This is a genomic window from Brevundimonas sp. FV1ye29L (genome assembly GCF_058681095.1).
On record NZ_CM178730.1, the window covers coordinates 2,558,762 to 2,584,740 of the forward strand.

The 25,979-nt window shown below is 68.3% G+C and carries 27 protein-coding genes and 2 tRNA genes; 15 read left to right on the forward strand and 14 right to left on the reverse strand.

What is annotated here, in order from left to right; all coding sequences use genetic code 11:
- Window positions 1-73: 73 nt before the first annotated feature.
- Window positions 74-703: a protein-L-isoaspartate O-methyltransferase family protein gene (locus ACW17W_RS12535; RefSeq protein WP_492077236.1), complete on the reverse strand. Its 630-nt coding sequence runs from the start codon at window positions 701-703 to the stop codon at window positions 74-76.
- Window positions 704-839: 136 nt separating this feature from the next.
- Here ACW17W_RS12535 and ACW17W_RS12540 point away from each other — a divergent pair.
- Window positions 840-913 (forward strand) — tRNA-Cys (locus ACW17W_RS12540).
- A 13-nt stretch (window positions 914-926) separates the two neighbouring features.
- Here ACW17W_RS12540 and ACW17W_RS12545 read toward each other — a convergent pair.
- A complete protein-coding gene (locus tag ACW17W_RS12545) occupies window positions 927-1,439 on the reverse strand; it encodes a potassium channel family protein (RefSeq protein ID WP_492077237.1) in 513 nt (170 codons plus the stop codon).
- Window positions 1,440-1,481: 42 nt separating this feature from the next.
- The gene (locus ACW17W_RS12550) at window positions 1,482-2,411 is read right to left on the reverse strand and encodes a LysR family transcriptional regulator (RefSeq protein WP_492077238.1); all 930 of its coding nucleotides are present in this window, start codon (window positions 2,409-2,411) and stop codon (window positions 1,482-1,484) included.
- A 134-nt stretch (window positions 2,412-2,545) separates the two neighbouring features.
- Between ACW17W_RS12550 and ACW17W_RS12555 the strand changes: the two genes are divergently transcribed.
- Entirely contained in the window at window positions 2,546-3,259 is a 714-nt protein-coding gene (locus ACW17W_RS12555; RefSeq protein WP_492077239.1) for a pirin family protein, read from the forward strand.
- Window positions 3,260-3,298: 39 nt separating this feature from the next.
- Here the strand turns inward: ACW17W_RS12555 and ACW17W_RS12560 are convergent, their stop codons facing one another.
- Window positions 3,299-4,972, reverse strand: coding sequence for a M28 family peptidase (locus ACW17W_RS12560; protein ID WP_492077240.1), 1,674 nt, complete (start codon window positions 4,970-4,972; stop codon window positions 3,299-3,301).
- A 348-nt stretch (window positions 4,973-5,320) separates the two neighbouring features.
- Window positions 5,321-6,121 carry a TrmH family RNA methyltransferase gene (locus ACW17W_RS12565; RefSeq protein WP_492077241.1) on the reverse strand — a complete coding sequence of 267 codons (801 nt, stop codon included), beginning with the start codon at window positions 6,119-6,121 and terminating at the stop codon, window positions 5,321-5,323.
- Window positions 6,122-6,185: 64 nt separating this feature from the next.
- Between ACW17W_RS12565 and ACW17W_RS12570 the strand changes: the two genes are divergently transcribed.
- A tRNA-Asn gene (locus ACW17W_RS12570) sits at window positions 6,186-6,260 on the forward strand.
- A gap of 152 nt (window positions 6,261-6,412) precedes the next feature.
- On the opposite strand, the gene ACW17W_RS12575 is transcribed toward ACW17W_RS12570, so the two are convergent.
- The gene (locus ACW17W_RS12575) at window positions 6,413-7,198 is read right to left on the reverse strand and encodes a hypothetical protein (protein WP_492077242.1); all 786 of its coding nucleotides are present in this window, start codon (window positions 7,196-7,198) and stop codon (window positions 6,413-6,415) included.
- A gap of 189 nt (window positions 7,199-7,387) precedes the next feature.
- Here ACW17W_RS12575 and ACW17W_RS12580 point away from each other — a divergent pair, with 189 nt between their 5' ends.
- The gene (locus ACW17W_RS12580) at window positions 7,388-7,993 is read left to right on the forward strand and encodes an LOG family protein (RefSeq protein WP_492077243.1); all 606 of its coding nucleotides are present in this window, start codon (window positions 7,388-7,390) and stop codon (window positions 7,991-7,993) included.
- 98 nt (window positions 7,994-8,091) lie between these two features.
- Window positions 8,092-8,397: a CC_3452 family protein gene (locus tag ACW17W_RS12585; protein ID WP_492077244.1), complete on the forward strand. Its 306-nt coding sequence runs from the start codon at window positions 8,092-8,094 to the stop codon at window positions 8,395-8,397.
- An 80-nt stretch (window positions 8,398-8,477) separates the two neighbouring features.
- Here ACW17W_RS12585 and dksA read toward each other — a convergent pair whose 3' ends face one another.
- Both dksA and ACW17W_RS12595 read right to left on the reverse strand, forming a co-directional pair.
- Window positions 8,478-8,912, reverse strand: a complete 435-nt coding sequence (dksA, locus tag ACW17W_RS12590) for an RNA polymerase-binding protein DksA (protein ID WP_492077245.1) — start codon at window positions 8,910-8,912, stop codon at window positions 8,478-8,480.
- Between the two features lie 184 nt (window positions 8,913-9,096).
- On the reverse strand, window positions 9,097-9,522 hold the full coding sequence (locus tag ACW17W_RS12595) for a flagellar assembly protein FliX (RefSeq protein WP_492077246.1): 426 nt from the start codon (window positions 9,520-9,522) through the stop codon (window positions 9,097-9,099).
- A 183-nt stretch (window positions 9,523-9,705) separates the two neighbouring features.
- Between ACW17W_RS12595 and ACW17W_RS12600 the strand changes: the two genes are divergently transcribed.
- The 4 genes from ACW17W_RS12600 (at window position 9,706) to ACW17W_RS12615 (ending at window position 13,224) form a co-directional block, all read left to right on the forward strand.
- A complete protein-coding gene (locus ACW17W_RS12600; RefSeq protein WP_492077247.1) occupies window positions 9,706-10,830 on the forward strand; it encodes a flagellar basal body P-ring protein FlgI in 1,125 nt (374 codons plus the stop codon).
- Window positions 10,831-10,832: 2 nt separating this feature from the next.
- The gene (locus tag ACW17W_RS12605; RefSeq protein WP_492077248.1) at window positions 10,833-11,135 is read left to right on the forward strand and encodes a rod-binding protein; all 303 of its coding nucleotides are present in this window, start codon (window positions 10,833-10,835) and stop codon (window positions 11,133-11,135) included.
- Window positions 11,132-11,569 carry a flagellar basal-body protein FlbY gene (locus ACW17W_RS12610; RefSeq protein ID WP_492077249.1) on the forward strand — a complete coding sequence of 146 codons (438 nt, stop codon included), beginning with the start codon at window positions 11,132-11,134 and terminating at the stop codon, window positions 11,567-11,569. The genes ACW17W_RS12605 and ACW17W_RS12610 overlap by 4 nt, the downstream gene beginning before the upstream one ends.
- Before the next feature lie 71 nt (window positions 11,570-11,640).
- Window positions 11,641-13,224 carry an EAL domain-containing protein gene (locus ACW17W_RS12615; protein ID WP_492077250.1) on the forward strand — a complete coding sequence of 528 codons (1,584 nt, stop codon included), beginning with the start codon at window positions 11,641-11,643 and terminating at the stop codon, window positions 13,222-13,224.
- Window positions 13,225-13,285: 61 nt separating this feature from the next.
- On the opposite strand, the gene ACW17W_RS12620 is transcribed toward ACW17W_RS12615, so the two are convergent.
- Complete coding sequence (locus tag ACW17W_RS12620; protein WP_492077251.1) at window positions 13,286-13,420, reverse strand: hypothetical protein; 135 nt, start codon at window positions 13,418-13,420, stop codon at window positions 13,286-13,288.
- A 172-nt stretch (window positions 13,421-13,592) separates the two neighbouring features.
- On the opposite strand from ACW17W_RS12620, the gene ACW17W_RS12625 reads away from it, so the two are divergent.
- On the forward strand, window positions 13,593-14,087 hold the full coding sequence (locus ACW17W_RS12625) for a group III truncated hemoglobin (RefSeq protein ID WP_492077252.1): 495 nt from the start codon (window positions 13,593-13,595) through the stop codon (window positions 14,085-14,087).
- A 70-nt stretch (window positions 14,088-14,157) separates the two neighbouring features.
- Here ACW17W_RS12625 and ACW17W_RS12630 read toward each other — a convergent pair whose 3' ends face one another.
- From ACW17W_RS12630 to ACW17W_RS12650, 5 genes are read right to left on the reverse strand one after another with little or no spacing between them, the layout of a single operon-like run.
- Window positions 14,158-15,024, reverse strand: coding sequence for an aldose 1-epimerase (locus ACW17W_RS12630; RefSeq protein ID WP_492077253.1), 867 nt, complete (start codon window positions 15,022-15,024; stop codon window positions 14,158-14,160).
- The gene (locus ACW17W_RS12635; RefSeq protein WP_492077254.1) at window positions 15,021-15,893 is read right to left on the reverse strand and encodes an SMP-30/gluconolactonase/LRE family protein; all 873 of its coding nucleotides are present in this window, start codon (window positions 15,891-15,893) and stop codon (window positions 15,021-15,023) included. The genes ACW17W_RS12630 and ACW17W_RS12635 overlap by 4 nt, the downstream gene beginning before the upstream one ends.
- 2 nt (window positions 15,894-15,895) lie before the next feature.
- Window positions 15,896-17,329, reverse strand: a complete 1,434-nt coding sequence (locus ACW17W_RS12640) for a sugar porter family MFS transporter (RefSeq protein ID WP_492077255.1) — start codon at window positions 17,327-17,329, stop codon at window positions 15,896-15,898.
- A gap of 59 nt (window positions 17,330-17,388) precedes the next feature.
- Window positions 17,389-18,147: a D-xylose 1-dehydrogenase gene (gene xylB, locus ACW17W_RS12645; protein WP_492077256.1), complete on the reverse strand. Its 759-nt coding sequence runs from the start codon at window positions 18,145-18,147 to the stop codon at window positions 17,389-17,391.
- A complete protein-coding gene (locus ACW17W_RS12650) occupies window positions 18,144-19,292 on the reverse strand; it encodes a fumarylacetoacetate hydrolase family protein (protein WP_492080318.1) in 1,149 nt (382 codons plus the stop codon). Before ACW17W_RS12650 ends, xylB begins: the two co-directional genes overlap by 4 nt.
- A 586-nt stretch (window positions 19,293-19,878) precedes the next feature.
- On the opposite strand from ACW17W_RS12650, the gene ACW17W_RS12655 reads away from it, so the two are divergent.
- From ACW17W_RS12655 to ACW17W_RS12675, 5 genes are all read left to right on the forward strand, one after another.
- Window positions 19,879-20,175, forward strand: coding sequence for a DUF6894 family protein (locus ACW17W_RS12655; protein ID WP_492077257.1), 297 nt, complete (start codon window positions 19,879-19,881; stop codon window positions 20,173-20,175).
- Between the two features lie 382 nt (window positions 20,176-20,557).
- The gene (locus ACW17W_RS12660; protein ID WP_492077258.1) at window positions 20,558-21,274 is read left to right on the forward strand and encodes a Crp/Fnr family transcriptional regulator; all 717 of its coding nucleotides are present in this window, start codon (window positions 20,558-20,560) and stop codon (window positions 21,272-21,274) included.
- 96 nt (window positions 21,275-21,370) lie between these two features.
- A complete protein-coding gene (locus ACW17W_RS12665) occupies window positions 21,371-22,060 on the forward strand; it encodes a response regulator transcription factor (protein WP_492077259.1) in 690 nt (229 codons plus the stop codon).
- An 11-nt stretch (window positions 22,061-22,071) separates the two neighbouring features.
- On the forward strand, window positions 22,072-23,466 hold the full coding sequence (locus tag ACW17W_RS12670) for a FecR family protein (protein ID WP_492077260.1): 1,395 nt from the start codon (window positions 22,072-22,074) through the stop codon (window positions 23,464-23,466).
- Window positions 23,467-23,532: 66 nt separating this feature from the next.
- Window positions 23,533-25,764: a CHASE2 domain-containing protein gene (locus tag ACW17W_RS12675; RefSeq protein ID WP_492077261.1), complete on the forward strand. Its 2,232-nt coding sequence runs from the start codon at window positions 23,533-23,535 to the stop codon at window positions 25,762-25,764.
- The last annotated feature ends 215 nt before the right edge of the window (window positions 25,765-25,979 follow it).

Genomic DNA, 25,979 nt, shown 5'->3' on the forward strand with positions numbered 1-25,979 from the left:
GAAAGCCACGATCCGCCGCCTATTCTGGACGCCCGGACGCCGAATGAACGATTTGACCGGGTCGTTCCTCAATCTAGAGCGCAAAGACCGGCGTCGGCGTCATCTCGGCCAGCACCGGCGGATGGGAATCAAACAGTTCGCGTCGTGACACGCCTTCGCGGCCGCGCACATACAGGACCGCCTTACCCGCCGGGCCACTGCGCTCCACCACGACCAGACGGCCGCCCACCTTCAGCGCCGCGATCCAGAGGTCGGGCCGGGCCGAGACGGCGCCCTCGCTGACGATAATGTCCCAGTCCGCACCCGACGGCTCGGCCAGGGGCGCGATCACCGTGGTCACGCCGGCCTCGGCCAGGGCGTCCCCCGCCACCTCGAACACCCCCGGCTCGGCTTCCTGGGCCGTGACCACCGCGCCCAGAGCCGCCAGAACCGCCGCCGCATACGGCGCCGCGATAGCCAGGGCCGTCTCGCCGGGGCGGGCGTCCACATTCTGAAGGATCTTGGCCACATCGCGGGCCATCATCAGCCGTCGCGACCCGGCGATCTCGACCTCGACCTCGGCATAGGCGGCATAGGCGCGGTCGGCGGCGCAGAAGCGTTCGCGCGGCACGGCCAGAAGGGCGGCCTGCAGTCCCCGGTCGGTGACGTCGTTCACCCGGACCTGGGAGTCCACCATGACCTTGCGCGCGGCGGCGTTATCCATCGGGAGGCTTCCTGCAGTCTGGAGTCGGGCGAATGTGCGAATTGTGCGGTGCTTATAGGTCCGTGCGTTGCGGGGGACAATCCGATCTGATAGCGAACGCCCCTCGCGATGGCGGGGCGGTCGAAAGATCGCCAACGGCCTGATGGCGGAGTGGTGACGCAGAGGACTGCAAATCCTTGCACCCGGGTTCGATTCCCGGTCAGGCCTCCATCGCGAGCAGGCTTCAGAGCTGTTGGGGGCGACCCTGGCCAATAGCGGCCGCATAGGCCCGTGCCGAAGCCAGATCGAGAAATCTCAGGGCGTCCTCGGGCCGCTCCACCCAGACCGGATTCTGCGTGCTGGCCGCGACGAAGGCCCCGCCCTCATCCTGCAGAACCCAGCCCCGGCTGGCCGCGCACAGGTCATCAATCCGGGCGAAGAGCGCCTTTTGCTCCGCGTCACTGAATTCATGCTGATTCTCGATCAGAGCGGACATGATCCTGCCGATCAGCAGCGGGAGGACGAACAGGAGCGTGAAGTGCATCAGCATCGCCGCCACGATCCGTCCGCCGATCGTTGCGGGGTAGAAGTCGCCGTAACCCGTTGTTGTCGCCGTTACGACCGCCCACCAGATCGCATCAGGATAGGGCTTGCCCTCGAACCAGGCGAAGGCGCCGGCGGCCAGGGCGACAATCACCACATAGATGATGAACAGTTCGAGGATCGTATTGGTGGCGCGGAGCACTGCGGTCTTCACGATGCGGATCCCATTTATGGACTCGGATTCTGTCGCCGATTTCTACTCCACCCGGTCCCCCGGCCATAGCGGGGCGGTGAACCGCGCGGCCAGATAGTCCATCAGGGCCGCCACCCGGGCCGGACGCGGCCCGCCTCCCCCCGGCGCCACGAGGTGAAGGGATATCTTCGGCAGGGACCAGTCGGGCAGCAGCACCTCCAGTCGCCCCTCGGCGACGTCCTGCCAATGAATGAAGTCGGGCTGTTCGGCGATGCCCAGCCCGGCCCGGACGGCGTGGGTCAGGGCGTCGGCGTTGTTGGCCCTCAACGGGCCGTTCAGCCGCACCACCGCCTCCTCCCCCGTCGTGGCATGGGTGAATCGCCAGCTGTTGGGGGTCGCCAGATAGGCGTAGCCGAGACAGGCGTGGCGAACGAGATCGTCGGGATGCTGCGGCCGCCCGCGCTGCTCCAGATAGGCCGGCGCCGCGACCAGACAGCGGCGCACGGTTCTCAGCCTCCGCGCCGTCAGGGAGGAATCCGGCAGGGCCGCGATCCTGAGCGCGCAGTCGAAACCGCCGCCGACCAGATCGATCACTTCATCCGACAGATGCAGGTCGATGGACACGTCCGGATGTCGGGCCAGAAACTCCGGCAGGGCCGGCGCCACATGGGCCATGCCGAACGACATCGGCGCCGCCAGACGCACCAGACCGCGCGGCGTCAGCGACTGGTCCATCGCCTCGCACTCGGCCATCTCGGCCTCGGCGGTCATTTGCGCTGCGCGGGCGGCAAGCGCCCGCCCCGTCTCGGTCAGGGCGAATCGCCGCGAGGTCCGGTGCAGCAGGGTCGTACCCAGCCGGACCTCCAGCCGGCTGACCGCCTTGGACACCGTCGACTTGGACAGGCCCAGCGCCTCGGCCGCGCCTGAAAAAGACTGGGTCTCGGCCACCTTCGCAAAGATGGCGAGGGCTTCCAGATCAGGCAGTTTGGACATCGGGATGCGACCTGTTGAACGAAACGATGTGTTTCATTCGTTTCTATTTCTGATCCAGCGGCGATGTCTATCTTGACCTCAAGCCAGAGGGGTCGCCCATTGGGGGCGCGCTCCACACCCTTCGGAGACCGGCCATGATCGAAGTCAGACCTTTCAACAGCCTCGGCGGCGCCAACCACGGCTGGCTGAACGCCAAACACCATTTCTCCTTCGCCAACTACTATGACCCGGCGCGGATGAGCTGGGGCAATCTGCGCGTCTGGAACGACGACGAGATCGCCGCCGGTTCGGGCTTCCCGCCCCACCCCCACTCGGACATGGAAATCATCACCTATGTCCGCGAAGGCGCCATCACCCATGAGGACAGCCTGGGCAACAAGGGCCGCACGGTGGCCGGGGACGTCCAGGTCATGAGCGCCGGGACCGGCATCCGCCACGCTGAATACAATGCCGAGCCGGACCTGACCCGGATCTTCCAGATCTGGATCGAGCCGACCCGGCGCGGCGAAAAGCCCGCCTGGGGCTCCAAGCCCTTCCCCAGAGGCGACCGCGCCGGCCAGTTCGTCGTTCTCGCCTCGGGCTTTGACCAGGACACCAGCGAAGCCGGAGGCGGCGCCCTGCCCATCCGCACCGACGCCCGCGTCGTGGCCGCCACGCTCAAGGCCGGGGAAACCGCCGAATACGCCCTGGGCGCCGATCGCCGCGGCTATCTGGTCCCCGCCACCGGCGAGGTGGAGGTCAACGGCGTCCGCCTCAACGCCCGTGACGGCGCCGCGATCCGCGACGTCGACGTCCTGAAGGTCACCGCGGTCAACGACGCCGAACTGGTGCTGGTTGACGCAGCCTGACACAGACGGCCCGGGATCACTCCCGGGCCGTTTTCGCCTCTAGGGTCGACGCGCCGCGCTGGCCTCGCGAACCGCCTCGAACTCATTGCCGGGCGTCCATTTCGGCCAGTCGGTCCCGTTGGCGAGGTCGCGCCCGACCTTGTAAAGCAGCTGGACATCGGCCGCCGCCCCGGACAGGTCCCATTCGGAGGTCCAGTCGTCGGTGGGCTGGTGATAGCGGTCCCGCACATAGGCCCGGCTGGCCTCCGAGGCCCCGGTGAAGCCCGCCGCCGCGAACAGGGCCGGCACCCCCATCTTCGCCAGGGGGAAATGGTCGGACCGATAGAAGGCCCCGACCTGGGGGGCCGGGTCTGCGATCAACCGCCGACCCTCCACGGCGGCATCGGCCGCCAGCCGCGCCTGAAGATCGGTCTTGCCATAGCCGATGACCACGATCTCCTCCGACGGGGGGCCGGCCAGCAGGGAATCCATATTCAGATTGCCGACGGTCGTCTCCAGCGGAACCAGGGGATGGGCGGCGTAGTAATAGGCCCCCAGAAGCCCCGCCTCCTCCGCCGCCCAGGACACGAACAGCACCGACCGTTCGGTGCGCGGCGCCGCGGCGAACAGCCGGGCCAGTTCGATCACCGCCGCCACGCCCGAGGCGTTGTCGACCGCCCCGTTATAGATGTCGTCGCCGGCCGCATTGGCGACCGCGCGGCCATAGGCGTCCCAGTGGGCGCCGTACATCACCGTCTCGTCCGGTCGCGTCGTCCCCGTCAGGCGGGCGGCGACGTTGCGCGTCGTCAGCCGCTCATATTTCTGGCCCAGATCGAAGGACATCGTCACCCCGTCCAGCGCCACCGGACGGAAGTCGGCGCGCTGGGCGGCGGCCTTCAAAGTCGCGAAATCCAGACCTGCCCCCTGCATCAATCGGACGGCCTGTTCCTGCTGGATCCAGCCCTGGACCTGGACGCGTTCCTTGACAGGATCGGCGCGGACGATGTCGAGGCCGGGGGCGGTGGAGGAGTTCTGCAGCGTCGTCCACGGATAGCCGGCGCCCGCCGTCTCGTGGATGACCATGACGCCGGCCGCTCCACGCCGCGCCGCCTCCTCGAACTTGTAGACCCAGCGGCCATACCAGGTCATTCCCTGGCCGTCGAACCGGCCGGCCACGGGGCTGTCTGCAGGAACCTCGAAGTCGGGGTCGTTGACCAGAACCAGCATGATCTTGCCGGTCAGATCGACCCCCTTGAAGTCGTCCCAGCCCTGCTCGGGCGCCGTGACGCCATAGCCGACGAAGACCACCGGCGCATCGGTCACCGTGACCCGGTTCTGCGGCCGATGGCTGTTGGCGATGATGTCGCTGGCGCGCCGCAGCGTCAGGGTATCTTCGCCGACCCGCGCGGTGATCGTCGCCGGCCCGTCCTGGACGAAGCGGTTGATCGGCACCGTCTGGAACCAGCCCCCGTTCTCGCCGGCGGGCTCCAGCCCCAGGCTGCGGAACTGGTCGGCGATATACTGGACCGCCTTCTCCTCGCCCGGCGTGGTGGGGCCCCGGCCTTCCATGGCGTCGTCGGCGAGCGCCGCGATATGGGCGTTCAGCCGGGCCGGTTCGACCCGCGCGGCCTGGCCCTCCGGCCCCGAACCGGTCGCACAGCCGCCAAGCGCCGACAGGGCAGCGGCAAGGGCGCACAGGCCGGCGGCGTGACGGACGACGGACGATAACGACATGGCAGGTTCAACGCGGCTACGGACGGGAAGACTTGACCCTGCCCCTTCCGCGCCCTGCTTGTCGAGTGTCCGGGATTTCGGCCGAGGTCAGACCGGAGCGGTCATCCAGCCGATTGTCGCCGCCAGACTGACCGCCGCCGCCACCACCCCGAAGGCGATCAGCGGCCGCGAACGGCGATAGAAGAATTCCAGTATCATGATCGTCTCCCCCAAAACGTCTGGGACCAAGAGGACACAGCCGAAAATGGGGCGCAAGTCGATTTGACGTTAGTCGACTGAAATGTTGAGTTTTTTCGCGCGTATGGAGCGTCTCTGTTGCGGACTTCCCCAAGCGGGCGAACCGTCGCCTCAGCTCCGGGTCAGCTGGTGCAGGGCGATAGCGGACGTCGCGGCGACGTTCAGGGAATCGAATCCGTTCGACATCGGAATACCCACCGCCCGACATCGGTCGATCACGACGGGCGGGAGGCCCGGACCTTCCGATCCGAGCAACAGCGCCCGTCGTCCCCCGGGCCGAAGGGCCGACAGGGGTTCAGTCGCCGCCGGGGTCAGGGCGATGATCTCGAATCCGGCCGCCGCCAGCGCCTCGACCATGGCCCCCAGCGACAGGGGCGCGCCCGACGGCATCCGCAGCACGGCGCCCACCGACACCCGGATGGCCTTGCGGTAGAAGGGATCGGCGCAATGGTCGTCCAGCAGGACGGCGGCCGCCCCGAACGCGGCGGCGTTGCGAAACAGGCCGCCGATATTGTCGTGATTGCCGATGCCGGCCGCCGCGACCACGACCGCGTCTTCGCCCAGCCCGCGCAGGATATCAGCCGTCGAGTCCAGCTCCGGCTTTTCGCCCAGCCCCAGCAGGCCGCGATGCAGGTGAAACCCGGCGATCCGGTCCAGCACCGTCTGGCTGGCCGCATAGACCGGCGTCCCTGTCGGCGCAGCGGCGATGATCTCCCCCATCGCCCCCAGCCTGTGGTCCGCCAGCAGCATCGACCGGACCCGACACCGCGAAACGGGCGACACCAGTTGGCGCAGCACCACCTCCCCCTCGGCGATGAACAGGCCCTCACGGCCCGTCAGGTCGCGTTCGCGCACATCGCGATAGGCGGCGACGGCCGGATCATCGGGGTCGGTTACGGGGATCACGTTCATGGTCACATTTCCCGTTGCACGATGCGCGCGGCCGCTGCTATAGGCCCGCCTCCCGAGCAGCTGTTCCGCGGTAGCTCAGTGGTAGAGCAGCCGACTGTTAATCGGCTGGTCGTAGGTTCGAATCCTACCCGCGGAGCCAGCTCGTTTCCCGTCTGCATCATCGGCGCATGGCGCTGCGGCCGGACTGGCCAAAAAAAACCCGGCGCGGACGCCGGGATGTAGTCGGTGATGGTGGGTGTCCTCGAAAGAACCCTCCCTGATTGTGCCGATTGGGTTAACGGGGCGTAAACCTCAGCTCGCCGGAAACCAGCTGCTCTGCCAGGCTCCGCGTGTCAGACGCCATGTCGCCCGCCATCCTTCGCCGGCAGTCGCCAGGGTCGCCGCATCCCGATCCCCGTCCCGGGCGCCGTCACGAGCCTCGACCGCAGCCGGCGCGTCCCCCGGTCCCGGATAGGCGTAGCGGCGCTCGCCGACCACGACCGCCAGAGGTCCGGCTCCATCGGGTGCGAGGCTCACCGACCAGCGGCCCTCCGCATTGCTGACGATCGGCGCCAGGGCCTGATCCCCGACCCGGATGGCTATCGTTGAACCGGGCGCCGCCCGACCCGATGCCAGCAGGGCGCGGCCGTCGCTGTCGATGGAATCGAGCGGCCCGCCCGGATCGAGACGGCGCGTTGGAGCTCCCCCGGCCAGAAGCGCGACCGGTCCGGCGGGATCGCGCGCCACCAGCATTTCATAAGGCGCAGGCGCGGTCGCCTCGCCCCGTCGGGATTCGACGGCGAAAAGGGCATCGACCGAAGGCCGGTCAACCGTCAGTACAAACCGCCCCCGCTCGTCTGATACGGTCGCATAGGCGGGACCATCCCGTCCGCGCAGGACAACCCGGCCCTGGGGGGCCGTCAGGCCGGACACCCTCAATCCCTGCGCGGTCCGCACGGCCTCCTGGATCACCGGCGTCGCGGACCAGTCGCTCTCTGTCCGGCTTTCCGGCGCTTTACTGGGGGCGGGGGCCGAGCAGGCGGCCGCAAGCGGCAAGACGGCCGGCAACATCACATGGGCGAGGAACGATCGTTTCATCCTGCACGTCCGGGCGATAGGCTACAGTTGCGGGCGTCGAGCTGAACCGTCCAGCTCGCCCGGATTTCATCGCCGTTTGAATCCGGACCCTTTTCGGCTGCAGGTCGATCCGACCTGAAGCAAAAAATAGTCTAGACATCCGTTAGCGCGGCCGGCGCCGCCCTGTCTCCCCTTGTGACCCGAGTCTCCATGTCCCTGCCCGATATCTCCATCGCCCCTTTTGAAGGCCAGTCGGTCTGCCTGTTCTGCGGCGCCTCCGAAACCGCCCATCCTGACTATGTCCAGGCCGCCCATGCTTTCGGCGAGGCCACGGCCGACATCGGCTGGCGGCTGGTCTATGGCGGCGGCGGGGTCGGGTTGATGGGCGCGGCCGCGCGGTCGGCCCATGCCGCCGGGGGGCGGGTTCTGGGCATCATGCCGGGCTTCCTGCGCAGTCGGGAGCGGCTGTTCGACGAGGTCGAGACCCTGGTCGTCACCTCCATGCACGAGCGCAAACAGCTGATGTACGACCAGTCCGACGCCTTTGTCGTGGCCCCCGGCGGCGTCGGCACCCTGGAGGAGGTCGTCGAACTTTTGTCGTGGAAGCGGCTGGACCTTCACGCCAAGCCGGTGGTCTTCCTCAACATCAACGGCTTCTGGGAAACCTTCTTCGCCCTGATGCGTCACAGCGTCGAGGAGGGAATGACGCCGCCCTCGTTCCTCACGGCCTGGACCGTCGCCGACACGGTCGAGGACGCCATCGCCCAGCTGGGCGCCGGCGGGGCTTCGGCTTCCATCCAACATGATCAGCGATAAGTGATCACCGCTAATACACCTTGACGGTTTTCTATAAGGACTGACAAAAGGGGGCCACGGGGCGCAGACGCCGCTCCGGTTTTATGCGGAGCTCCCCAATGCGCACCCTGCTGATCGTCGCCGCCCTGCTGGCTGCGGCCCCTGTCGCGGCCCAGCCCGCCGCTACGCCCGCCGCCACGCGTGCTGTCCTCGCCGACGCCGCCAAGGCCCCGGTCGGACGCACCACCATCATCGACGGCGCCGCCTGGCGTTGCGAGGGGTCGTCCTGCACCGCCACCGGCGGAACCAGCCAGCCCGCGGCGCGCGCCTGCCGCCGCGTCGTCGCCCGTTTCGGCGCCGTGACCGAGTTTTCATGGAAGGGTCAGGCGCTGGACGCAGCCGCCCTCGCCGCCTGCAACGCCTGAAACGTCAAAGGTCGGACCGCAAGGTCTGGCCTTGAATGAGGAAGCTCGCACCGCCTTGCGGCGGCGCGGGTTTCTGCGCCTCAGTCGTCGCGGTGGACGCGCTCGCGGCGTTCGTGCCGCTCCTGGGCCTCGACCGAGAGGGTCGCCGTGGGTCTGGCCTCAAGCCGTCCCAGGCCGATCGGCTCGCCGGTGTCCTCGCAATAGCCGTAGGAGCCGTCCTCGATCCGGCGCAGGGCGTCCTCGATCTTGGAGATCAGCTTGCGCTGGCGATCGCGGGTCCGAAGCTCCAGCGCCCGGTCCGACTCCGAAGAGGCGCGATCGACCAGATCAGGATGGTTTTCGGTCTCGGCCTTCAGATTGACGACCGTGCCTCTGGACTCCCGCAGGATTTCATCCCGCCAGACCATCAGCTTGTGTTTGAAATAGGCCAGCTGCCGCTCATTCATGAACGGCTCGTCGTCGGACGGCCGATAGCCGGCTGGCTCGCCGATGGTATTGGACGCCAATGCGTTCATCGCACTCACGCTCGTGTTCAACACACCCCCCTGCGGGCAGCCTGCCTATAGGCGCAAGCGGAGAGTCGGGGCAACGCGGTTCGCGCGTCCGTGATGATCAAAGTTGGTTGCGGCGCCCGGGTCGTGACATTTCGTCCTCACCCCCCGCGCACGAGCCATGAATTCCTCAATGGATTCGCCGGGTTTATGTTGCGCTGCGGCGAACCTCGGCCTTGGCGAGCTCGACTTTCGCGCGCAGGTCGATCTGGTCCAGCAGACTTTTCAGACCGACGTCATCCTCATCCGGCCGGGCCTCGCCGATATCCCGCCCCAGTCGGGCCAGCGCCGTTTCGCCCGCCTCGCCCGCCAGCATGGCCAGCTTGAGTTCATCCAGCCGGTCCAGAAGACCACGCCCGCGGCGGATGGAACGACGACGACGTTCAGAGACGTCCTCAACGCCCTGTAGCGCCATCAGGGCCGACACCCCCGCCAGTCCGCTGGCGGAGCCCGCGGACATGGCCGGCGCGGCGGACGCCGTCGGCGCGCTTCCGCCCAGGCTGAAGCCGCCGCTGGCGCGGCTCGAACGGGGGGCCGGCGGCGCACCCGGACCGGTGGGGCCGCTGACCTTCATGACAGGAAACTCCGGCGCATGGGGGACCATCACCGCCGTATCGTCACTGTTTGGTTAACAGCCGGGCAGGATTTGCCGCCCGGAAGGCGCCGCAATGCATGTCCCATGCTGTAATCGTTGAATTTTCAGACCGGCACGAGACTGGCATCGGACGGACGGTCATTCGCCTTCGGACCCCCGACGATGCAAAAGTTGCTTGCCGCCCTGACCGCTCCACTCGCCGCCGCCCTGGCCGCCTTCGGTCTGATGGCGGCCGGCGGCGAGGCCGCAGCTGAGTCCCGCATCAAGGACATCGCCTCGATCGAAGGCGTCCGCGCCAACCAGCTGGTCGGTTATGGTCTGGTCGTCGGTCTGGCCGGCACCGGCGACAGCCTGCGCAACTGCCCCTTCACGCGCCAGTCGCTGGAAGGCATGACCGAGCGGCTGGGCGTCAATATTCGCGGCGCCAACGCCAACTCTAAGAATATGGCGGCCATCATGGTCACGGCCGAACTGCCGCCCTTCGCCACCCCGGGCTCGCGCATCGACGTCTCCGTCTCCTCGATGTGCGACGCCAAGAGCCTGCTGGGCGGCACACTTCTGGTCACCAGCCTGCAAGGCGCCGACGGTCAGGTCTATGCGGTGGCCCAGGGCTCTATCCAGACCGGCGCGGTTTCCGCCGGCGGGGCCTCGGGCAGTTCGGTGTCGCGCGGCGTTCCCACCGCCGGGCGGATCGCCTCGGGGGCCTCGGTCGAGCGCGAGACGGGCTTCCAGCTGGCCAATATGAACGAGGTGCGGCTGACGCTGCGCAATCCTGACTTCACCACCGCCCAGCGGGTCGCCGCCGCCATCAACCAGACCTATCCCGGCACGGCCCTCGCCGAGAACGGCACCGTGGTCGCCCTCCGGGCGCCGGCGCAGATGGGCATGGCCGGCTTCATCAGCCGCGTCGAAAACCTGCCGGTCGCCGTGGACGTGCCGGCCAAGGTCATCATCGATGAGGTCAATGGCGTCATCGTCATGGGCGATGCGGTCCGCATCTCCACCGTCGCCATCGCCCAGGGCAATCTGACCATTTCGGTTCAGGAAACGCCCCAGGTCAGCCAGCCCTCCCCCTTCGGCCAGGGCCAGACCGCTGTCGTTCCCGAGTCGACCGTCAGTGTCGAGGAGGAGCTGGGTCGCGAGATGCGTATCGTCAACGGCTCGACGTCGCTGTCCACCCTGGTCAACGGGCTCAACGCCCTTGGCGTCTCGCCTCGCGACATGATCTCCATTCTGCAGGCCGTAAAGGCCGCCGGCGCCCTGCAGGCCGAAATCGAGGTGATGTGACCATGACCGTTCAATCCAGCTCTGCGATGGTCGCCGCCCCGGTCGCCGGATCTGCGCCGGACCCCGCTGCGGCCCGCATCCGCAAGACCGCGGTGGACTTCGAGGTCTCCTTCATGACCCAGATGCTCAAACCGATGTTCGAGGGGCTTTCGACCGAGGCGCCATTTGGCGGCGGCGATGCCGAGGCGACCTGGCGCGGCTTTCTGGTGGACGCCATGGCGCGACAGGTCGTCCGCGCCGGCGGGGTTGGCGTCACCGATGTCGTCATGTCGGAAATGCTGAAGATGCAGGAGGGCGGCCGGTGACGACGCCAGCCGATGCCACCACCCATGTCCGGCGCCTGATCGGGTTGACGGAGGCCCTGACCGGCCGCCTCGAGACCGAAACCCGGGCCTTCGCCGAGCGACGGCCGCAGGACATCCTGCCTGACCTCGCCCGCACCCAGGACATGGCCAACCTCTACCGGCGGGAATCGGCCCAGCTGAAGGCCACGCCGGGGCTCGCCGCCGCCGCCCCCGCCAGCGAACGCGCCCTCCTGATCCGCGCGACCGAAAGGTTCGAGGCCGTCCTCGCCCGACATGCCGCCGCCGTCCAGGCCGCCCGGGTGATCTCCGAAGGCCTGGTCCAGGCCATCGCCTCCGAAGTCGCCGCCGCCCGCGCCTCGGGGACTGGCTACGGCGCATCCGGACGCGCCGTCCGTTCGGACGGTACGGCCATCACCCTGAACCGCAGCGCCTGACGGCGTCGACGGGTTAACTATTCCGGTAGGCTCGACTTTAAGACCTCCGGCCGTATCCGGACCTAATGTCCATGCGCAACCGGCTGCTCGGCCTTGCCTTCGCGTCCTCCGATCTTCTGATCGAGCTCTCCCTGGACGGGCGGGTGACGCTGGCGCTTGGCTCCGGGCCCTCGCCTGCGACTCCCGCCGAGTCTCTGGCGGGCCGGACCCTTTATGACCTGGTGGCGCCAGCGGATATCGCTGTCCTGACCCAGGCGATCGCGGGTCTGCGCCCCGGCGCCCGCATCGGCCCGATACCGGTACGCCTTCAGGCCGGCGGCGGCGCCACCCGGGCCGTCGCCTTCAGCGCCTTCAGCCTGCCCGAACTCGCCCCGTCGGTGTCGTGTTCCATCTCATGGCTCGGCGATGTCGACGGTCTGATCCGTTCGTCCGAAACGCCGATCCTCGACCCTGAAGCCTTCCTGGCCCAGGCGCGATCGCTGATGATGAACCGGGTCGCGCCCGCCGGTCTGGCGGTCGACTTCATTGATGTCGCCGGTCTGGCCGGCCAGACGGCGGCGGCCGCCCGCGCTGCGGTCCGGGTGGAGGCTGTGCTGCAGTCCGCCTCCATCAACGGCGAAGGCGCCTCACGTCTGGCGCCCGAGCGCTACGCCGTGCTGCGCGATCCCTCTGACGGTCGCGATCTGGTCGGAGAGGTGACGCGCCTGGGAGAAGAAGAGGGCCTGGCGCTCGCTGTCTCGTCCAGCCTGTCCGACCTGGCGGACGTCCCGCCGCTGAACGCCCTGCGCGCGCTGCGTCTCGCGGCAGAGGACTGTCTGCGCGACGGCGGCCTCGGCCAGACCGGCGCGGCCTTCAACGACGCCCTCGCCCGCACGGTGCAGGAGGCCGAGACCTTCCGCGCCATGGTCCGGGATCGCGCCTTCGAGGTGCACTACCAGCCGATCGTGGCGCTGAAGACCGGCGCCGTTCACCATTTCGAGGCCCTGTCGCGGTTCCGCTCCGCAGACGGACCCGCCGGGGCCATTCGCATGGCCGAAGAGATGGCCCTGATCGAGAGCTTCGATCTGGTGGTGCTTGACAAGGTCGTGCGCCGCCTGCACCAGCCCGGCTCCGGCCTGCTCAGGATCGCGGTCAATGTCTCGGGCGCTTCCCTGGCCGACGACTCCTACGTCAGCAGTCTCCTGCGCATGACTGCGCCTGCGCCCGAGGTTCGCCGTCGCCTGATCATCGAGGTTACGGAGTCGGCGGCCCTGGCCGACATCAACGCCGCCAATCGCCGCCTGTCCGCGCTCCGCGAGGCGGGAATCAAGCTGTGCATCGACGACTTCGGTTCAGGCGCCGCCTCGTTCGACTATGTGCGCAAGCTGCAGGTCGACACGGTCAAGATTGATGGGTCCCTCATCCAGGGACTCGAAGAGGATTCCCGCGCCCGCACCCTGATCGCGCATCTGGTGGAGTTGTGCGGGTCGCTCAACCTGACCACCGTCGCCGAAATGGTCGAGACCCAGGGGGCCGCCGATATCCTGCGCGACCTCGGCGTCGACTTCGCCCAGGGCTGGCTGTTCGGCAAGGCCGAGGCCGAACCACGCACGATCCTCACGCCCGCCGCCCCCGGCGCAGCCCGGCGTCGCGGCGCGGTGGAGGCCTGGGGCTAGACTTCCGGCCGATAACAGGTCGCTGCGCTCCAGAACCGCCCTGAGCGCCGTCAGCCTGCCTTCAGGCGTTCGGGCGGCGCGGCTGTTCAGCCGACCGGACGCGAACCCTTACCGGCTTCGACCGCGCGCCCATGATCTGCGCGAGCACGATGATCGGCAGGGAAAGGGCGATCCCGATTTCCAGTGCACTGATCATGATCGAGAGTCTCCGGCGGATGATCCGCTGATGGAAACATGGGCGGGGCCGATGCGACCCGCAAGGACTTTCGGACCCTCGACCGATCACTGCCGCGTGACGGATCGTCGCCGCATCGCCGCACGCCGACGATATCCTCGACCCACAGGCGTCGCGGGTCTAGACGCCCCGCATGGACCGATCTCCCGACATCGCTGCCGCCCGTCGTGAGGCTGCGAGCCAGCAGATCCGCGACGCCACCGGCATCGACGAGGTCCTGATCGACCGGCTGGTCGAGGACTTCTATGCCCGGGTTCAGGGCGATGCCCTGATCGGTCCGGTCTTTGCCGCACGCATCGCCGACTGGGGGCCGCATCTGGCGCAGATGAAACTGTTCTGGTCCTCGGTCGCCCTTTCCACCGGCGTCTATCAGGGTCGGCCGATGCCGAAACACCTGCCCCTGCCCATCGACGCCCGTCATTTCGACCGCTGGCTGGAGCTGTTCCGGGAGACGGCGCGCGATCTCTGTCCGCGCCCCGCCTCCGACCATTTCATCGAACGCGCCGAACGCATCGCCGGGAGTCTGGAACTGGGGGTCGCCAACGCCAACGCCGTCCTGCTGGCCCCCGGCGAACGCTTCGTCCGGGGCGTCGAGGTCTGGCGGCCGGACGACCTCCCCGGCGGGTGAAATTCATCGGCCGCGATCCGCACGGCGTCGCCCTGCCGCAGCCGCCGGCGGTCCGTCTGGCCGATGCCGTCTACCGCGCCTCGACCGTCAGGGTCATGGTCGTCGAACGCACCTCGCCCTGGGCCATCGGCGGGTGACCCGCCCTTTCGTCTTCCGGCGCATTGAAGACGTCCGGCCGGTGGCTCACGGGTTCGAAACAGACGAAGTCGGCGCCCGGGGCATAGACCTGGGCCCAGGTCGCGTTCGGCGTGGCGCGGATCACGACCTCATGGTCGTGCTGGATCAGCCGGGCGGGTCCGCAGCCGCTGTAGCAGTGGTCCACGAACGGGGCCTCGACCACCCGGGGGGCGCCGGACCAGTCGAACACGGCGCGCGGCGGTGACAGGCGGACCGGCAGGTCGTCCGGCCCCGTCTCCCACACGCCGTCCGCCTCGAAACTCAGCCGGGTTTCCGGCCCCGCCGGGAAATAGGGGTGCACCCCCAGACCCCAGGGCATGGGCCGCTCCGACAGGTTTTCGACGCTGACGGTCAGCACGGCGTCGGCTCCATCGAACGCCAGCGTCTGGTAGGCCCGATAGGTCCAGGGCCAGGCCCCGGCCTCATGGCGGTAGATCAGGGTCGCGGCGGCCGGGCCTTCGACCGCCTCCCACTCCGCCCGCCAGCCGTCGCCATGCAGGGCGTGCGGCGCGAAGGCGGGCAGAACGGGCAGCGACACCGTCTCTCCGGCGAAGTCGAACCGTCCGTGGCCGATGCGGTTGGCGTAGGGAACGAGGGGAAAACACCCCGTCTCCAGCACCGCCGTGGCGCCGTCGGGCGTCGGCCTCAGGATCGGCCGGCCACGCCATTCCAGCCGGGTGATCGCGGCTCCCAGATCGGGCCGGATGGCCCAGCGCCAGTCGCCGGCCTCGCCCCCAAGCGCATGACCTGGCAGGCTCACAGCCGGATCCGGCTGGACGGCAGACCCGGCGTATCGACGCGGAAGCGGAACAGTCCGCCGGCCGTCGGATGGGCGGCCCGGGTCGCTGCGTCCAGCCCCATCCAGGCCGTTGTCGCATAGACGGTTCTCAGGTCCTCGCCCCCGAAGGCGACCTTGGTCACCGTCGGCACGGGGAAGGCCAGAAGCTCCTGCTCGGTCCCGTCCGGGTCGAAACGCCCGACGCCGCCGCCATGGAACAGGCCGACCCACAGGGTGCCGGCCGAATCGACGGCGGGCCCGTCCGGATAGCCCTTCCGCGGAACCGCCAGGGCCCGGCGATTCGACAACTGTCCACCCGCATGGTCATAGGCAAAGATCGTCCGGTCGGCGGTGTCGTGATGATACAGGGTCCGCCCGTCCGGGCTCAGGGCCGGGCCATTGGTGATGCCGTGGTCGTCGTCGTGGCGTTCCAGATGGCCCGCTGTCCAGCGATACAGGGCCCCGGCCCGCGCCGCCTCCGCATCGTCCATCGAGCCAAACCACAGGCCGCCGTCAGGATCGACGAAGCCGTCGTTCAGCCGGTTGCCGGGCCGGTCGGTCTCGACCGGCTGGATCAGCTCGAACCGGCCGTCGGCCGGGTCGAAGCGGTGCAGACCGCCCCGAACCCCGCAGATCAGCGACCCGTCCTCGGCCGGCAGGGCGAAGCCGGTCTGGTCGGGCGTGGACCAGCTGTCGTTCGCCCCGGTCGCCGGATCATGCCGGTGCAGCCGCCGGCCCTTGATATCGACGAACCAGACGCAGCCCCGGACGGCGTCCCACACCGGACCCTCGCCCAGTTCGGCGCGCACGTCCCAGACCAGTTCAGGCGCAATGTCTCCCGGTATCGTCATGGTCAGCCCTGCATGTCTTCCAGTTCACGGCCGCGGGTTTCCTTGACCCATGCCTGGACGAGGAAGAAGGAGATGAGGGCGCTGGCGGCATAGAAGCCGTAGGTGACCGGCAGGCCGAGGCCCACGGCCATGGACGGGAAGCTGACGGAGATGGCGAAGTTGGCGATCCACTGGGCGAAGCCGGCGACGGCGAGGGCCGAACCCCGGATCTGGTTGGGGAACATCTCGCCCAGCATGACCCACATGACGGGGCCCCAGCTGAAGTTGAAGAAGACCACATAGGCATTGGCGGCGATCAGGGCGATCAGGCCGACATTGCCGGGCAGATGCGGCGCGCCGTCCACCAGGGTCGATTGCGAGAAACACCAGGCCATGGTCGCCAGGGTCACCGCCATGCCCGCCGAGCCGATCAGCAGCAGCGGCTTGCGGCCGATCCGGTCGATGACCGAGATGGCGGCCAGACAGGCCGCGATCGACAGCACGCCGGACAGGATGTTGATCTGCAGGGCGTCGTTCTCGGAGAAGCCGACCGACTGCCACAGCACCGCGCCGTAGTAGAAGACGATGTTGATGCCGACCAGTTGCTGGAACACCGCCAGGATCAGGCCGGCCCAGACGATCGGGCGCACCTTGCGGGTGGTCTGGTCCAGCAGGTCCGACAGCCTGGGCTTGTGCTCCGCATTCAGCGAGGCGCGGATCTCCTCGACCTTGCGTCGCGCGGCGCCCGCGCCGAACAATTTGGTCAGCACGGCCTCGGCCTGGGCGTCGCGGCCCTTGACCACCAGATAGCGCGGGCTCTCCGGGATCAGCAGCAGGGCGAACAGATAGATGGCGGCCGGGATGACCTGCAGCCAGAACATCCAGCGCCAGGCGGGGAAGCCCATCCAGAAGTCGGCGGTCGATCCGCCCGCCGTCGCCGCCAGGGCGTAGTTGGCGACGAAGGCGCCGGTCAGGCCGGTGATGATCATGATCTGCTGGATGCTGGACAGCCGCCCCCGGATCGAGGCCGGGGTGACCTCCGAGATATAGGCCGGGGCCAGGACGCTGGCGGCGCCGACGCCCAGTCCGCCGATGAAGCGGGCGAGGATGAAGTGGGCCGAGGTATCGGCGGCGCCGGCCCAGATGGCGCTGACGATGAACATCGCGGCCGCGACCAGCATGACGCCCTTGCGCCCGATCATGTCCGACAGCCGCCCGGCCCCGAAGGCCCCGAAGGCGCAGCCCAGCAGGATGGCGCCGACATTGAAGCCCGTGCCGAGGGCCGACAGGTTGAAGGCGCTTTCCAGCCCGTCCTGGGTGCCGTTGATGACCCCGGAATCATAGCCGAACATGAAGCCGCCGATCGTCGCCACAGCCACGATCAGGACGATGAACCCCATGTTGACGCGATCGGCGCCTGCGATATCGGGGCCTGAGCCCCCCGTCGGTCCTGCCATCTCGATCTCCTCCCTGGCGGGCTCTCTGGCCCGTATGAATTGTTCGACGAAGGTCTGGCCTAACGCCAGCCTGCGTCCACGAAAAACTCGTGACCTGTAATCAAACGTGCATCGTCCGAGGCGAGGAACAGGGCCAGGGCCGCGACGTCCCTCGGCTCCAGCCGGCCCTTCAGGCACTGGGCCGCGACGATTTCGGCCTCGCCCTCGGGCGTGTACCATTTCATCTGGCGCGGGGTCCTGACGTTGCCCGGCACGATGCAGCTGACCCGCACGCCGTCCACGCCCAGTTCGCGCGCCAGGGCCCGCGTCATGCCCTCGATCCCCGCCTTGGCCGTCTCATAGAGCGACAGATCCGGCAGACCCAGGTGCCAGGAGATCGAGCCCAGGTTCAGGATCACCCCCTGCCCTCGCGCCTTCATCCCCGGCGCCACGGCCCGGGCGGCGAAATACAGGTGCCGCAGGTTCACATTGATCCGGTCGTCCCAGTAGGCGGGCGTGACCTCGGCCAGGGTGTGGCGGTCGTCATTGGCGGCGTTGTTGACCAGCACCTCCACGGCGCCGAAGTCGCGCTCGACGGCCGCCAGACCGTCGGTCAGCGCCGCCAGATCCATCAGGTCGCACCGGCGATAGACCGGCGCGGGGTCCAGCTCCGCCAGCCCGGCCTGCAACGCCAGCGAGTCCGCGTCGGCCACGTCGAAAAAGACCACCCTGGCGCCCTGCCGGGCAAAGGCCTCGGTCATGCCGGCGCCGATGCCGGACCCGCCGCCGGTGACGACGACGACCTTGCCCTTCAGCGACGGATAGATGGCCCCGCTCATACGACGTCTCCCAGCAGGCCGCGTCCGGCGAGATTGCGCATCAGGGCCGAAATCCCCGTCGTCCAGGGCGGGGCGCGGTCGCAGGTGGTGACCCGGTTCTCGAGCACGCCAAGGCGGGACGACGACACCTTCACCCGGTCGCCGACCTTGTGGGTGAAGCCGCCGCCGGGCGTATCCCGATCCTGGACCGGGGCGAACATGGTGCCGAGATAGAGGGCGAAACCGTCGGGATACTGGTGGTTCTCACCCGCCGCCTGTTTCGCCAGATCGAGCGGATCCCGGCTGATCAGGCTCATGGAGCTGGCGCCGGACATGACGAACCCGTCCTCGCCCCGCACCTCCAGCTCCACCGTCGCCCCGCGCACATCGTCCAGGGTGAAGCCGTCGTCGAACAGCCGGATGAACGGCCCCACGGCCGCCGCGGCGTTGTTGTCCTTGGCCTTGCCCAGCAACAGGGCCGAGCGGCCCTCGATGTCCCTCAGATTGACGTCATTGCCGAGCGCAGCGCCGACGGCCCGACCCGAGGGATCGCAGACCAGCACCATTTCCGGCTCCGGATTGTTCCAGGCCGAATCGCTCCTGACGCCGACCTCCGCGCCCCAGCCGACGGACGACAGCACCGGGGCCTTGGTGAAGATCTCCGCATCCGGGCCGATCGCCACCTCCAGATACTGCGACCACAGACCGTCGGCGATCAGGGCCTGTTTCAGGGTCGCCGCCTGTTCCGATCCGGGCTGCACGGCCCTCAGGTCGCCGCCGATCCGGTCGGACAGACGCGCCCGGATGTCGGTCGCCGCCGAGGCCACCCCCCGCGCCCGCTCCTCGATCACCCGCTCCAGCGCCGACACCGCAAACGTCACCCCCGAGGCCTTCACGCACTGCAGATCCAGCGGCGACAGCAGGGTCGTCCCGCCGTCAGCCCAGACGGCGCCAACCGTCAGATCCTCAATGGCCCCCAGATCCTCGCCTGTGGCCGAGAGCACCCCCTGCCGCGCCAGGGCCTCCGATGTCGTCGGCGCGAATCGCGAGATATCGAGCATCCGCCCGTTCTTCAGCAACACGGGGGTCGGCCCCCCGTTTGTGAGGATTCGACCCAGAAGCGCAGCCGTACGCCAATCACCCGGCAGAAAGTCGGTCGCCCGCACCATACAGAATTCCTTGTTCCCTCTGCCTCGGTCTCGTGCGCCGCACGGCTCCGGTCTCGATTTGTTAGCGCTAACACTGTCGTTCCGAAAATGCACTGTCAAGTCGGCCGTGACGGAAAGGGGGCACGAGGCGGGGGCCAGCCGAAGCGACGCCGCTCCCGCCGGACCGGGCAGCACAAGCCTCGTAGGCCAGCACCCCATCGGGCGCCGGAGCCCGCCGGCCGCCCGGCGCGACGACCGCCCCGCCGCCGTCAGCCGTCAGCCGTCAGCCGTCAGGGCAAGTCCCGCTCGCGACGGCGCGCCGATGCAGGGGGAGAATCGACCCGCGTCCCGACAGTCTGCAGCGCGGCGTTTCCCGCATCCGACCTTCCGCCCGGCGCCCGTTGATGACCCGCGATCCCGTCACGGCGGATACCCCGGCGGGCCAGATCGCTGATGGTCCTGGCGCCATTGACCGATCGACAGACCGCGGCCTGCGTCCAGTACGACGGTTCGGGCCCGGCCCCGGCTCGACGCGCCGGACGGCTCACAGCCTCTGCCGCCCCGGGGTCCGGATCGGGATGATCGCCGCGCCCTGTGAAACCAATTGAGCTTTCGACCCTTCCCGTTTTCAGGCGTCAATGCCGACAGGATCATCATGCCGCAGTATTTTTTCCACACGCGCAACGGCGCCTTCGTCCAGGATGAGCGGGGAGAGGCCTTCGCGGACGACCGCGCCGCCTGCGATGAGGCGCTCTGTGTACTCGGCGAGATCCTGCGCTATGGCAGTATGGATTTCTGGGAAACCCGGAGTTTCAGCATCGTGGTGACCGATGAGGCCCGCCGCCCGGTTGTCACCCTGACCACGACGGCGACAGCGGGTGCGCCCGAAGAGTCGGCCTGACTCAGGACTGCGCTCTCAGCCTCTCCAGCTGAGCCGCATCGAACTCTGCGACACACAGGCCGTCGCTGAAAACCTCAACGCTGATGACGGTCCGCCACTCCGCGATCACCTGGCCGACCGCATCGGGGACGCCATCCGCCGACTCGCAGGACAGTGCGCGCAGTTGCGGCACTCCACCGGAACGGGTGAGGACCAGACAGTGGTAGACGGACAAATGGCACCCCCGCAAAAGACGGGGCCCGTCTAGCCGCCCGGCTCCGCTTCGGCCTTAACATATGTGAAGCTCCCGATCCGCGACTCGGGTGTAGGCAACAAGCTGAGCCTTTCGGGCGTTGGCCGGGACAGGCGCATCTGTGGAGATCGAGATCGTGAAGTTGGCTGCATGAACGCTGTCGTCGAAAAACTCCGGCGTCGCGACCTGCTGAGCGATGCGGAGGTCGCGGCTCTGGATTCCGTTCTCGACCCGCCCCGCCGCGTGGCGGCCGGGGCCGACATAGTCACCGAGAACGCGCATCTGTCGTACAGCACCCTGATCCTGACCGGTTTCTCCGGCCGCTATTCGACACTCGCGGACGGCGGGCGACAGATCACCGAGATCAATGTCGCCGGAGACTTCGTTGACCTGCACAGCCTGCTGATGAAACAGATGGATCACGGCATTGTCGCCCTGACGGACTGCACCTTTGCCAATGCCCCGCACGCCCGGCTGATAGAGATCACCGAACGCTATCCCCACCTGACCCGATTGCTGTGGCTCGACACCATCATCGACGCCGCCATCCATCGCCAGTGGCTGATCGCCATGGGCCGACGTTCGGGGCTCGGTCATCTGGCCCACCTGGTGTGCGAGATGTATCTGCGGCTTCAGGTCATCGGCCACACCGAAGACCAGAGCTTCGAGCTGCCGCTGACCCAGGCCGTGATCGGCGACGCCCTGGGGCTGTCGACCGTCCACGTCAACCGCCTTATCGCCGAACTCCGCGCCGAGGGCCTGGTGTCCTGGAGCCAGTTCCAGATCGAGATACTGGATTGGGACCGGCTTGCGGCCATCGCCGAGTTTGATCCGGCTTACCTGAGGTTGCATCGGGAAGCTGTTTAGGCCAGTAGCCGTTCCAGCTTCACGGGAGTTCACGATTGGCCCATCCTTGGGAGCCGTTCGTTTATTCAGGCCCCGCCAGGGCCTATGGGTCCGTCTATGAGAATCTGCGTCCTCGACGATGACGAGACCCAGCTGACGGCGATCGCGACGATCGTTGAGCAGGCGGGCCATCGTGTGACGACCTTTTCGCGCAGCGTGGCGCTCATGTCGGCGTTGCGCCGCGAGACCTTTGACCTTCTGGTCCTGGACTGGAACTTGCCGGATCGCAGCGGGCTGGACGTGATCGGCTGGGTTCGCATGAACACCGCCCCGCCGCCGCCCATGCTGCTCGTCACCAGCCGCACCGCCGACGCTGACATCGTCGAGGGACTGACCGCTGGCGCTGATGACTTCCTCGCCAAACCGGTCTCGCCCGCCGTGTTGACCGCCCGGATCGAGGCCCTTCTGCGCCGCGCCTATCCGCCCGTGCCCAGGGGAACTGCCGAGACCTTCGCGGGCTACGCCTTCGACCCCTTTTCACTGAAGGTCGGGTTCGACGGACGGTCCGCGGACCTGACGAACAAGGAATTCGAACTCGCCCAAATCTTGTTCCGGAACCTGCACAGGGCGCTGGCCCGCAGCTATCTGATCGAGGCCGTCTGGGGCGGAGACCCTAGCGTCAACAGCCGGTCGCTGGACGTGCACGTCTCGCGCATACGCGCCAAGCTGGAGCTTCGTCCCGAGCGCGGCTTCCGTCTGGTCCCGGTTTACAGCTATGGCTACCGGCTGGAGACCATGCTGCCGTGATCGCAGGGACGATGATGAGACCCACAGCCCGTCGGGCCCTGGCCGTCCTGTTCGCCATGTTCGCCCTGCTCGGGGCGCAGCAGGCGTTCAGCCAGACGCGAGACCGGGGCGCAACAGTATCCGCAAGCCCTGCGGACCCGTCGATGACGGCCTATGTCGTCCGACCCGGCGACACCCTGATCAACATCGGCCGGCGGTACTTCACCAATCCCGGGAATTGGCGGCAGATTCAGACGATCAACGGCATCTCGGAGGCCCGCCGTCTGGCGGTCGGCGGAGTCCTGCGTATTCCGACGGCTTTTTTCCGGACATCGCCGGCAGAGGCGCGCGTCGTCGGATTTCGCGGGCGGGTGACGATCCTCCATGAGGGCGCCAGCGCTGTTCCGCGCGTCGACCAGACCCTGTCCGAGGGCGATGTCATCGAAACCGGCCCCAACGCCTTTCTGCGGCTGGGTCTGTCAGACGGCGGCAATATCAGCGTCCCGTCCAACACGCGCCTGAGGATCGACCGGCTTCGCATCGACCTTTTGACCGGAGCGCTGGACCAGTCCTTTTCTGTGCTTCAGGGCCGGATCGAGAGCCGCGTCGCCTCGGTTCGCAATGGAGGCGGCTATACCGTGCGCACCCCGGTGTCGGTATCGGCAGTGCGCGGAACGGTGTTCAACACGAGCTTCGACCCCGACGGCTCGCGCGCCACATCCGGGGTGCTGGAGGGCGCCGTACAGGTCGCGGCGGGGGGCGAGACCGGGGAACCGATCCCCGAAACAGTGGCGTCCGGATACGGCGGCGTCATCGACCCGGCCGGTTTGCGCGTGCTGCCCCTGCCGGCTCGGCCCTATCTGGTCGAGCCTGACAGGCCGCAGAGCGGGTCTGGCGTCAGCTTCAACATCAACCCCGTACCGGGCGCTGTCGCCTATCGCGCCCTGCTCGCGACCGATACCGGCCTGGTGGATGTGTTTGCAGAGGCCGTCAGCGCGCCGGGCGAAAGCCGCGTGGTCTTCCCCGACCTGCCGGATGGCTTCCACGTCGTGGCGGTCAGCGCCGTCTCGGCGGACGGGCTGGAGGGGCCGCGGTCCATCTACGACTTCCTGCGGGCGCGCAATGTACCGCGCGATCTCGTCGCCGCGCCGTCGACCGGCCCGACGGGCGCACGCAGCTATCTGTTCCGCTGGGGGTCCGATGGCGACGCCACGCCCCGCTACCGGTTCGAACTGCGCCTTGCCGACCGCGGCGGATCTGTCGACGCTCCCGCCCTGTTCGATCGCGAGGGGCTGAAGGAGCCGCAGATCGAAATCCCGGACCTCAAGCCCGGCGTCTATACGTGGCGCGTAAGGGTGTCGCGCACGGTCCAGGGCCAGCTGGTCTATTCCTGGTCTGCGCCGCAGACGCTCACCGTCAGACGCTGACCGGTGCCGCCGCCCGGCGCACGCCCCGGTCCAGGTTCGCCTGCCCGACACCCGGCCGGGCCCTTCTTGCCCGGCCTCCGTTTACCGGGCGAGGTTCCCGCCGGACCAAGAGGTTGGCTGGAGTGGTTTGGCGTCCTGATCGCCTGCGCCCTGGTCGCCACGATCCTGATCCAGACCGGCGCCCTGGCGCGCGCCGACAACATCATCCACGACGCCTTCATGAGCCTGGGGCGGCACACGCCTGACGACCGGATTGTCGTGGTCGCCATCGACAACCGCAGCCTTGAGGCCGTCGGCCGGTGGCCCTGGCCGCGAAAGGTTCACGCGCAATTTCTTGATCGCCTGAGCGATCAGACGCCGGCAGCCGTGGGGCTCGACGTCCTGTTCATCGAACCCTCAGGCCCCGACGACGCCTTGCTCGCGGCCGCATTGCGGCGCTCCGGCCGGACCTGCCTGCCCATGGCGGTCGATCCCTCCGGCGCCAATGGCTCAGAAGGGGGCGTGCTTGAGCCGCTTCCCGGCCTGTCGCGCGCGGCCGCCGGTGTCGGTCAGGTCAATATCGCGGCCGATCAGGACGGCATCGTGCGCCGCCTCCCCCTGTCCATTCACGCGATGGGTCGCGACCGGGATCATCTGGTCGTCTGCATGCTCCGCAACGCCGGGCTGGACGCGTCGGCGAACATCGGCTCCGTCACGCCTGCGGCAGGAGAATCGGCGGGCCTGACCACGGTCGGCATCGGTTTCCCCGGCGACCAGGGCGCCTTCCGCACCATCTCCTACATCGATGTGCTCAAGGGCGAGGTTCCGCGCGGCCTGCTGGAGGGTCGGCTGGTCCTGGTCGGGATGACCGCCGACGGCCAGGGGGATCGCTTCGCCGTCGCGGCCCCGCGCGACCAGTTGATGCCGGGCGTCGAGATCCAGGCCGCCCTCGCCGACACCCTGCTGTCCGGCGGGGCGCTCCGCACCCTGCCGCCCTGGGGCGTCCAGCTCGCGGCCGTCGCATGTCTGGTCATCCTGATGCTGACCTTCCTGACGCTGTCGCCAAGGTGGGGACTGGTTGTGGCCGTCCTGTTGATGGTTGTCGTCCTCCTGCTGTCGGCCGGCCTGTTCGCGATGCGGGTCTGGTTTCCGCCGCTCGGGGTGATCGCAGGCCTGGCCATCGCCTGCCCGTTGTGGAGTTGGCGACGACTGGCGGCGGCCTCGGCCTGGCTCGATTCCGAACTTCGCCAATTTGTCGACGAGGCGCCCGCTTCCGATGCCGGCCGACGCGTGTCGGACGATGTGGTCTCGCGTCAGGTCGCCTTGATGCGCGCGGCCCTGTCCCGGCTGCGCGGCATGAACCGCTTCATCTCCGACACCCTGGAAAGCCTGCCCGACGCCACCATGGTCGCCGACGCGAATGGCCTCGTCCTCTACGCCAACCAGCGGGCCCGCGCCCTGTTCACCGCCCCGGACCTGATCGGTGCAGACCTCGGGACCCGGCTTGTGGCCCTGCATCCCGACCTTGCCGCCATCGGGACAGAAGGCGTGGAGGTCGCGCTGGACGATGGCCGGTCGCTGCGTCTGGACACGGCGCCCCTGGCCGATGACCAGGGCGCCCGACGCATCGTGCGTCTGGCAGACGTCACCACGCTTCGCGCCGCCGAGCGCCAGCGCGAGGAGGCGCTGCAGCTGCTGGGGCATGATATGCGCGCGCCGCAGACCGCCATCCTGACCCTGATCGAGGGCGACCATGATCGCGCCGATCCCCGCGTCGCCGGCCGTATTGCGGACTACGCCCGGATGACGCTGCGTCTGGCCGACGGCTATGTCCAGCTGGCCCGCGCCGAGGCCGGTCCGCTGGACCGCGAACGCCTGGACCTTCGCGATCTGGTCATCGACGCCATCGACATCCTGTGGCCCGCCTCCAGCGCCAGACAGGTGCGCATCGTCCTTGCGGACGGGCCTGAGTCCGAGATCGACGGGGACAGGAGCCTGCTGACCCGCGCGGTGATGAATCTGCTCGACAACGCCGTCAAACACAGTCCCTCCGGGTCCGAAATCCGGGTCCTGATCGAGGCTTCAGCCGATCTCGCCCGCGTGTCCATCACCGACGCGGGCCCGGGTCTGGACGCGACCCGGTTCGAGCGGTTTCTCAAGCCGTTCCAGCATGGGGCGGGCCGGGCGGCCGGCGCCGGTCTGGGTCTGGCCTTCGTCGCTCGCGTCATCGCGCGACATGGCGGAACCTTCACTCTTGATCCGCCGGATCCGGAAGCGTCTTGCGGCGCCACCCTCATCGTGTCGCTGCCTCGCGCCTGACGACGCGCCACACGCGCCACGTGTGGCGGGACCGGAGTCCGACTGACGCCTGCGCGGCGTTACAGTTGTTTGCAATGAGACCGCTGACATCGGCGGCCCGCTCAAGGCATAAGGCGGCCTCAGGCGACAAACGGGCCGGGCCACCCTGGACCTAACGCAACGTCTTGAAATTTCGGCTGTTCCAGCGCGGCGCCTCAAGAAGCGCGCCTGCAGGG

Excerpts from the sequence above, each read along its gene's own strand:
- ACW17W_RS12595 (WP_492077246.1), bottom strand. The coding sequence starts at position 9,522 with ATGAAGGTCAGCGGCCCCACCGGTCCGGGTGCGCCGCCGGCCCCCCGT.
- ACW17W_RS12625 (WP_492077252.1), top strand. The coding sequence starts at position 13,593 with ATGGACCGATCTCCCGACATCGCTGCCGCCCGTCGTGAGGCTGCGAGC.
- ACW17W_RS12615 (WP_492077250.1), top strand. The coding sequence starts at position 11,641 with ATGCGCAACCGGCTGCTCGGCCTTGCCTTCGCGTCCTCCGATCTTCTG.
- ACW17W_RS12660 (WP_492077258.1), top strand. The coding sequence starts at position 20,558 with ATGAACGCTGTCGTCGAAAAACTCCGGCGTCGCGACCTGCTGAGCGAT.
- ACW17W_RS12555 (WP_492077239.1), top strand. The coding sequence starts at position 2,546 with ATGATCGAAGTCAGACCTTTCAACAGCCTCGGCGGCGCCAACCACGGC.
- ACW17W_RS12575 (WP_492077242.1), bottom strand. The coding sequence starts at position 7,198 with ATGAAACGATCGTTCCTCGCCCATGTGATGTTGCCGGCCGTCTTGCCG.
- ACW17W_RS12665 (WP_492077259.1), top strand. The coding sequence starts at position 21,371 with ATGAGAATCTGCGTCCTCGACGATGACGAGACCCAGCTGACGGCGATC.
- ACW17W_RS12620 (WP_492077251.1), bottom strand. The coding sequence starts at position 13,420 with ATGATCAGTGCACTGGAAATCGGGATCGCCCTTTCCCTGCCGATCATC.
- ACW17W_RS12605 (WP_492077248.1), top strand. The coding sequence starts at position 10,833 with ATGACCGTTCAATCCAGCTCTGCGATGGTCGCCGCCCCGGTCGCCGGA.
- ACW17W_RS12535 (WP_492077236.1), bottom strand. The coding sequence starts at position 703 with ATGGATAACGCCGCCGCGCGCAAGGTCATGGTGGACTCCCAGGTCCGG.
- xylB (WP_492077256.1), bottom strand. The coding sequence starts at position 18,147 with ATGAGCGGGGCCATCTATCCGTCGCTGAAGGGCAAGGTCGTCGTCGTC.
- ACW17W_RS12635 (WP_492077254.1), bottom strand. The coding sequence starts at position 15,893 with ATGACGATACCGGGAGACATTGCGCCTGAACTGGTCTGGGACGTGCGC.
- ACW17W_RS12670 (WP_492077260.1), top strand. The coding sequence starts at position 22,072 with ATGATGAGACCCACAGCCCGTCGGGCCCTGGCCGTCCTGTTCGCCATG.
- ACW17W_RS12580 (WP_492077243.1), top strand. The coding sequence starts at position 7,388 with ATGTCCCTGCCCGATATCTCCATCGCCCCTTTTGAAGGCCAGTCGGTC.
- ACW17W_RS12600 (WP_492077247.1), top strand. The coding sequence starts at position 9,706 with ATGCAAAAGTTGCTTGCCGCCCTGACCGCTCCACTCGCCGCCGCCCTG.
- ACW17W_RS12640 (WP_492077255.1), bottom strand. The coding sequence starts at position 17,329 with ATGGCAGGACCGACGGGGGGCTCAGGCCCCGATATCGCAGGCGCCGAT.
- ACW17W_RS12560 (WP_492077240.1), bottom strand. The coding sequence starts at position 4,972 with ATGTCGTTATCGTCCGTCGTCCGTCACGCCGCCGGCCTGTGCGCCCTT.
- ACW17W_RS12550 (WP_492077238.1), bottom strand. The coding sequence starts at position 2,411 with ATGTCCAAACTGCCTGATCTGGAAGCCCTCGCCATCTTTGCGAAGGTG.
- dksA (WP_492077245.1), bottom strand. The coding sequence starts at position 8,912 with ATGAACGCATTGGCGTCCAATACCATCGGCGAGCCAGCCGGCTATCGG.
- ACW17W_RS12565 (WP_492077241.1), bottom strand. The coding sequence starts at position 6,121 with ATGAACGTGATCCCCGTAACCGACCCCGATGATCCGGCCGTCGCCGCC.
- ACW17W_RS12585 (WP_492077244.1), top strand. The coding sequence starts at position 8,092 with ATGCGCACCCTGCTGATCGTCGCCGCCCTGCTGGCTGCGGCCCCTGTC.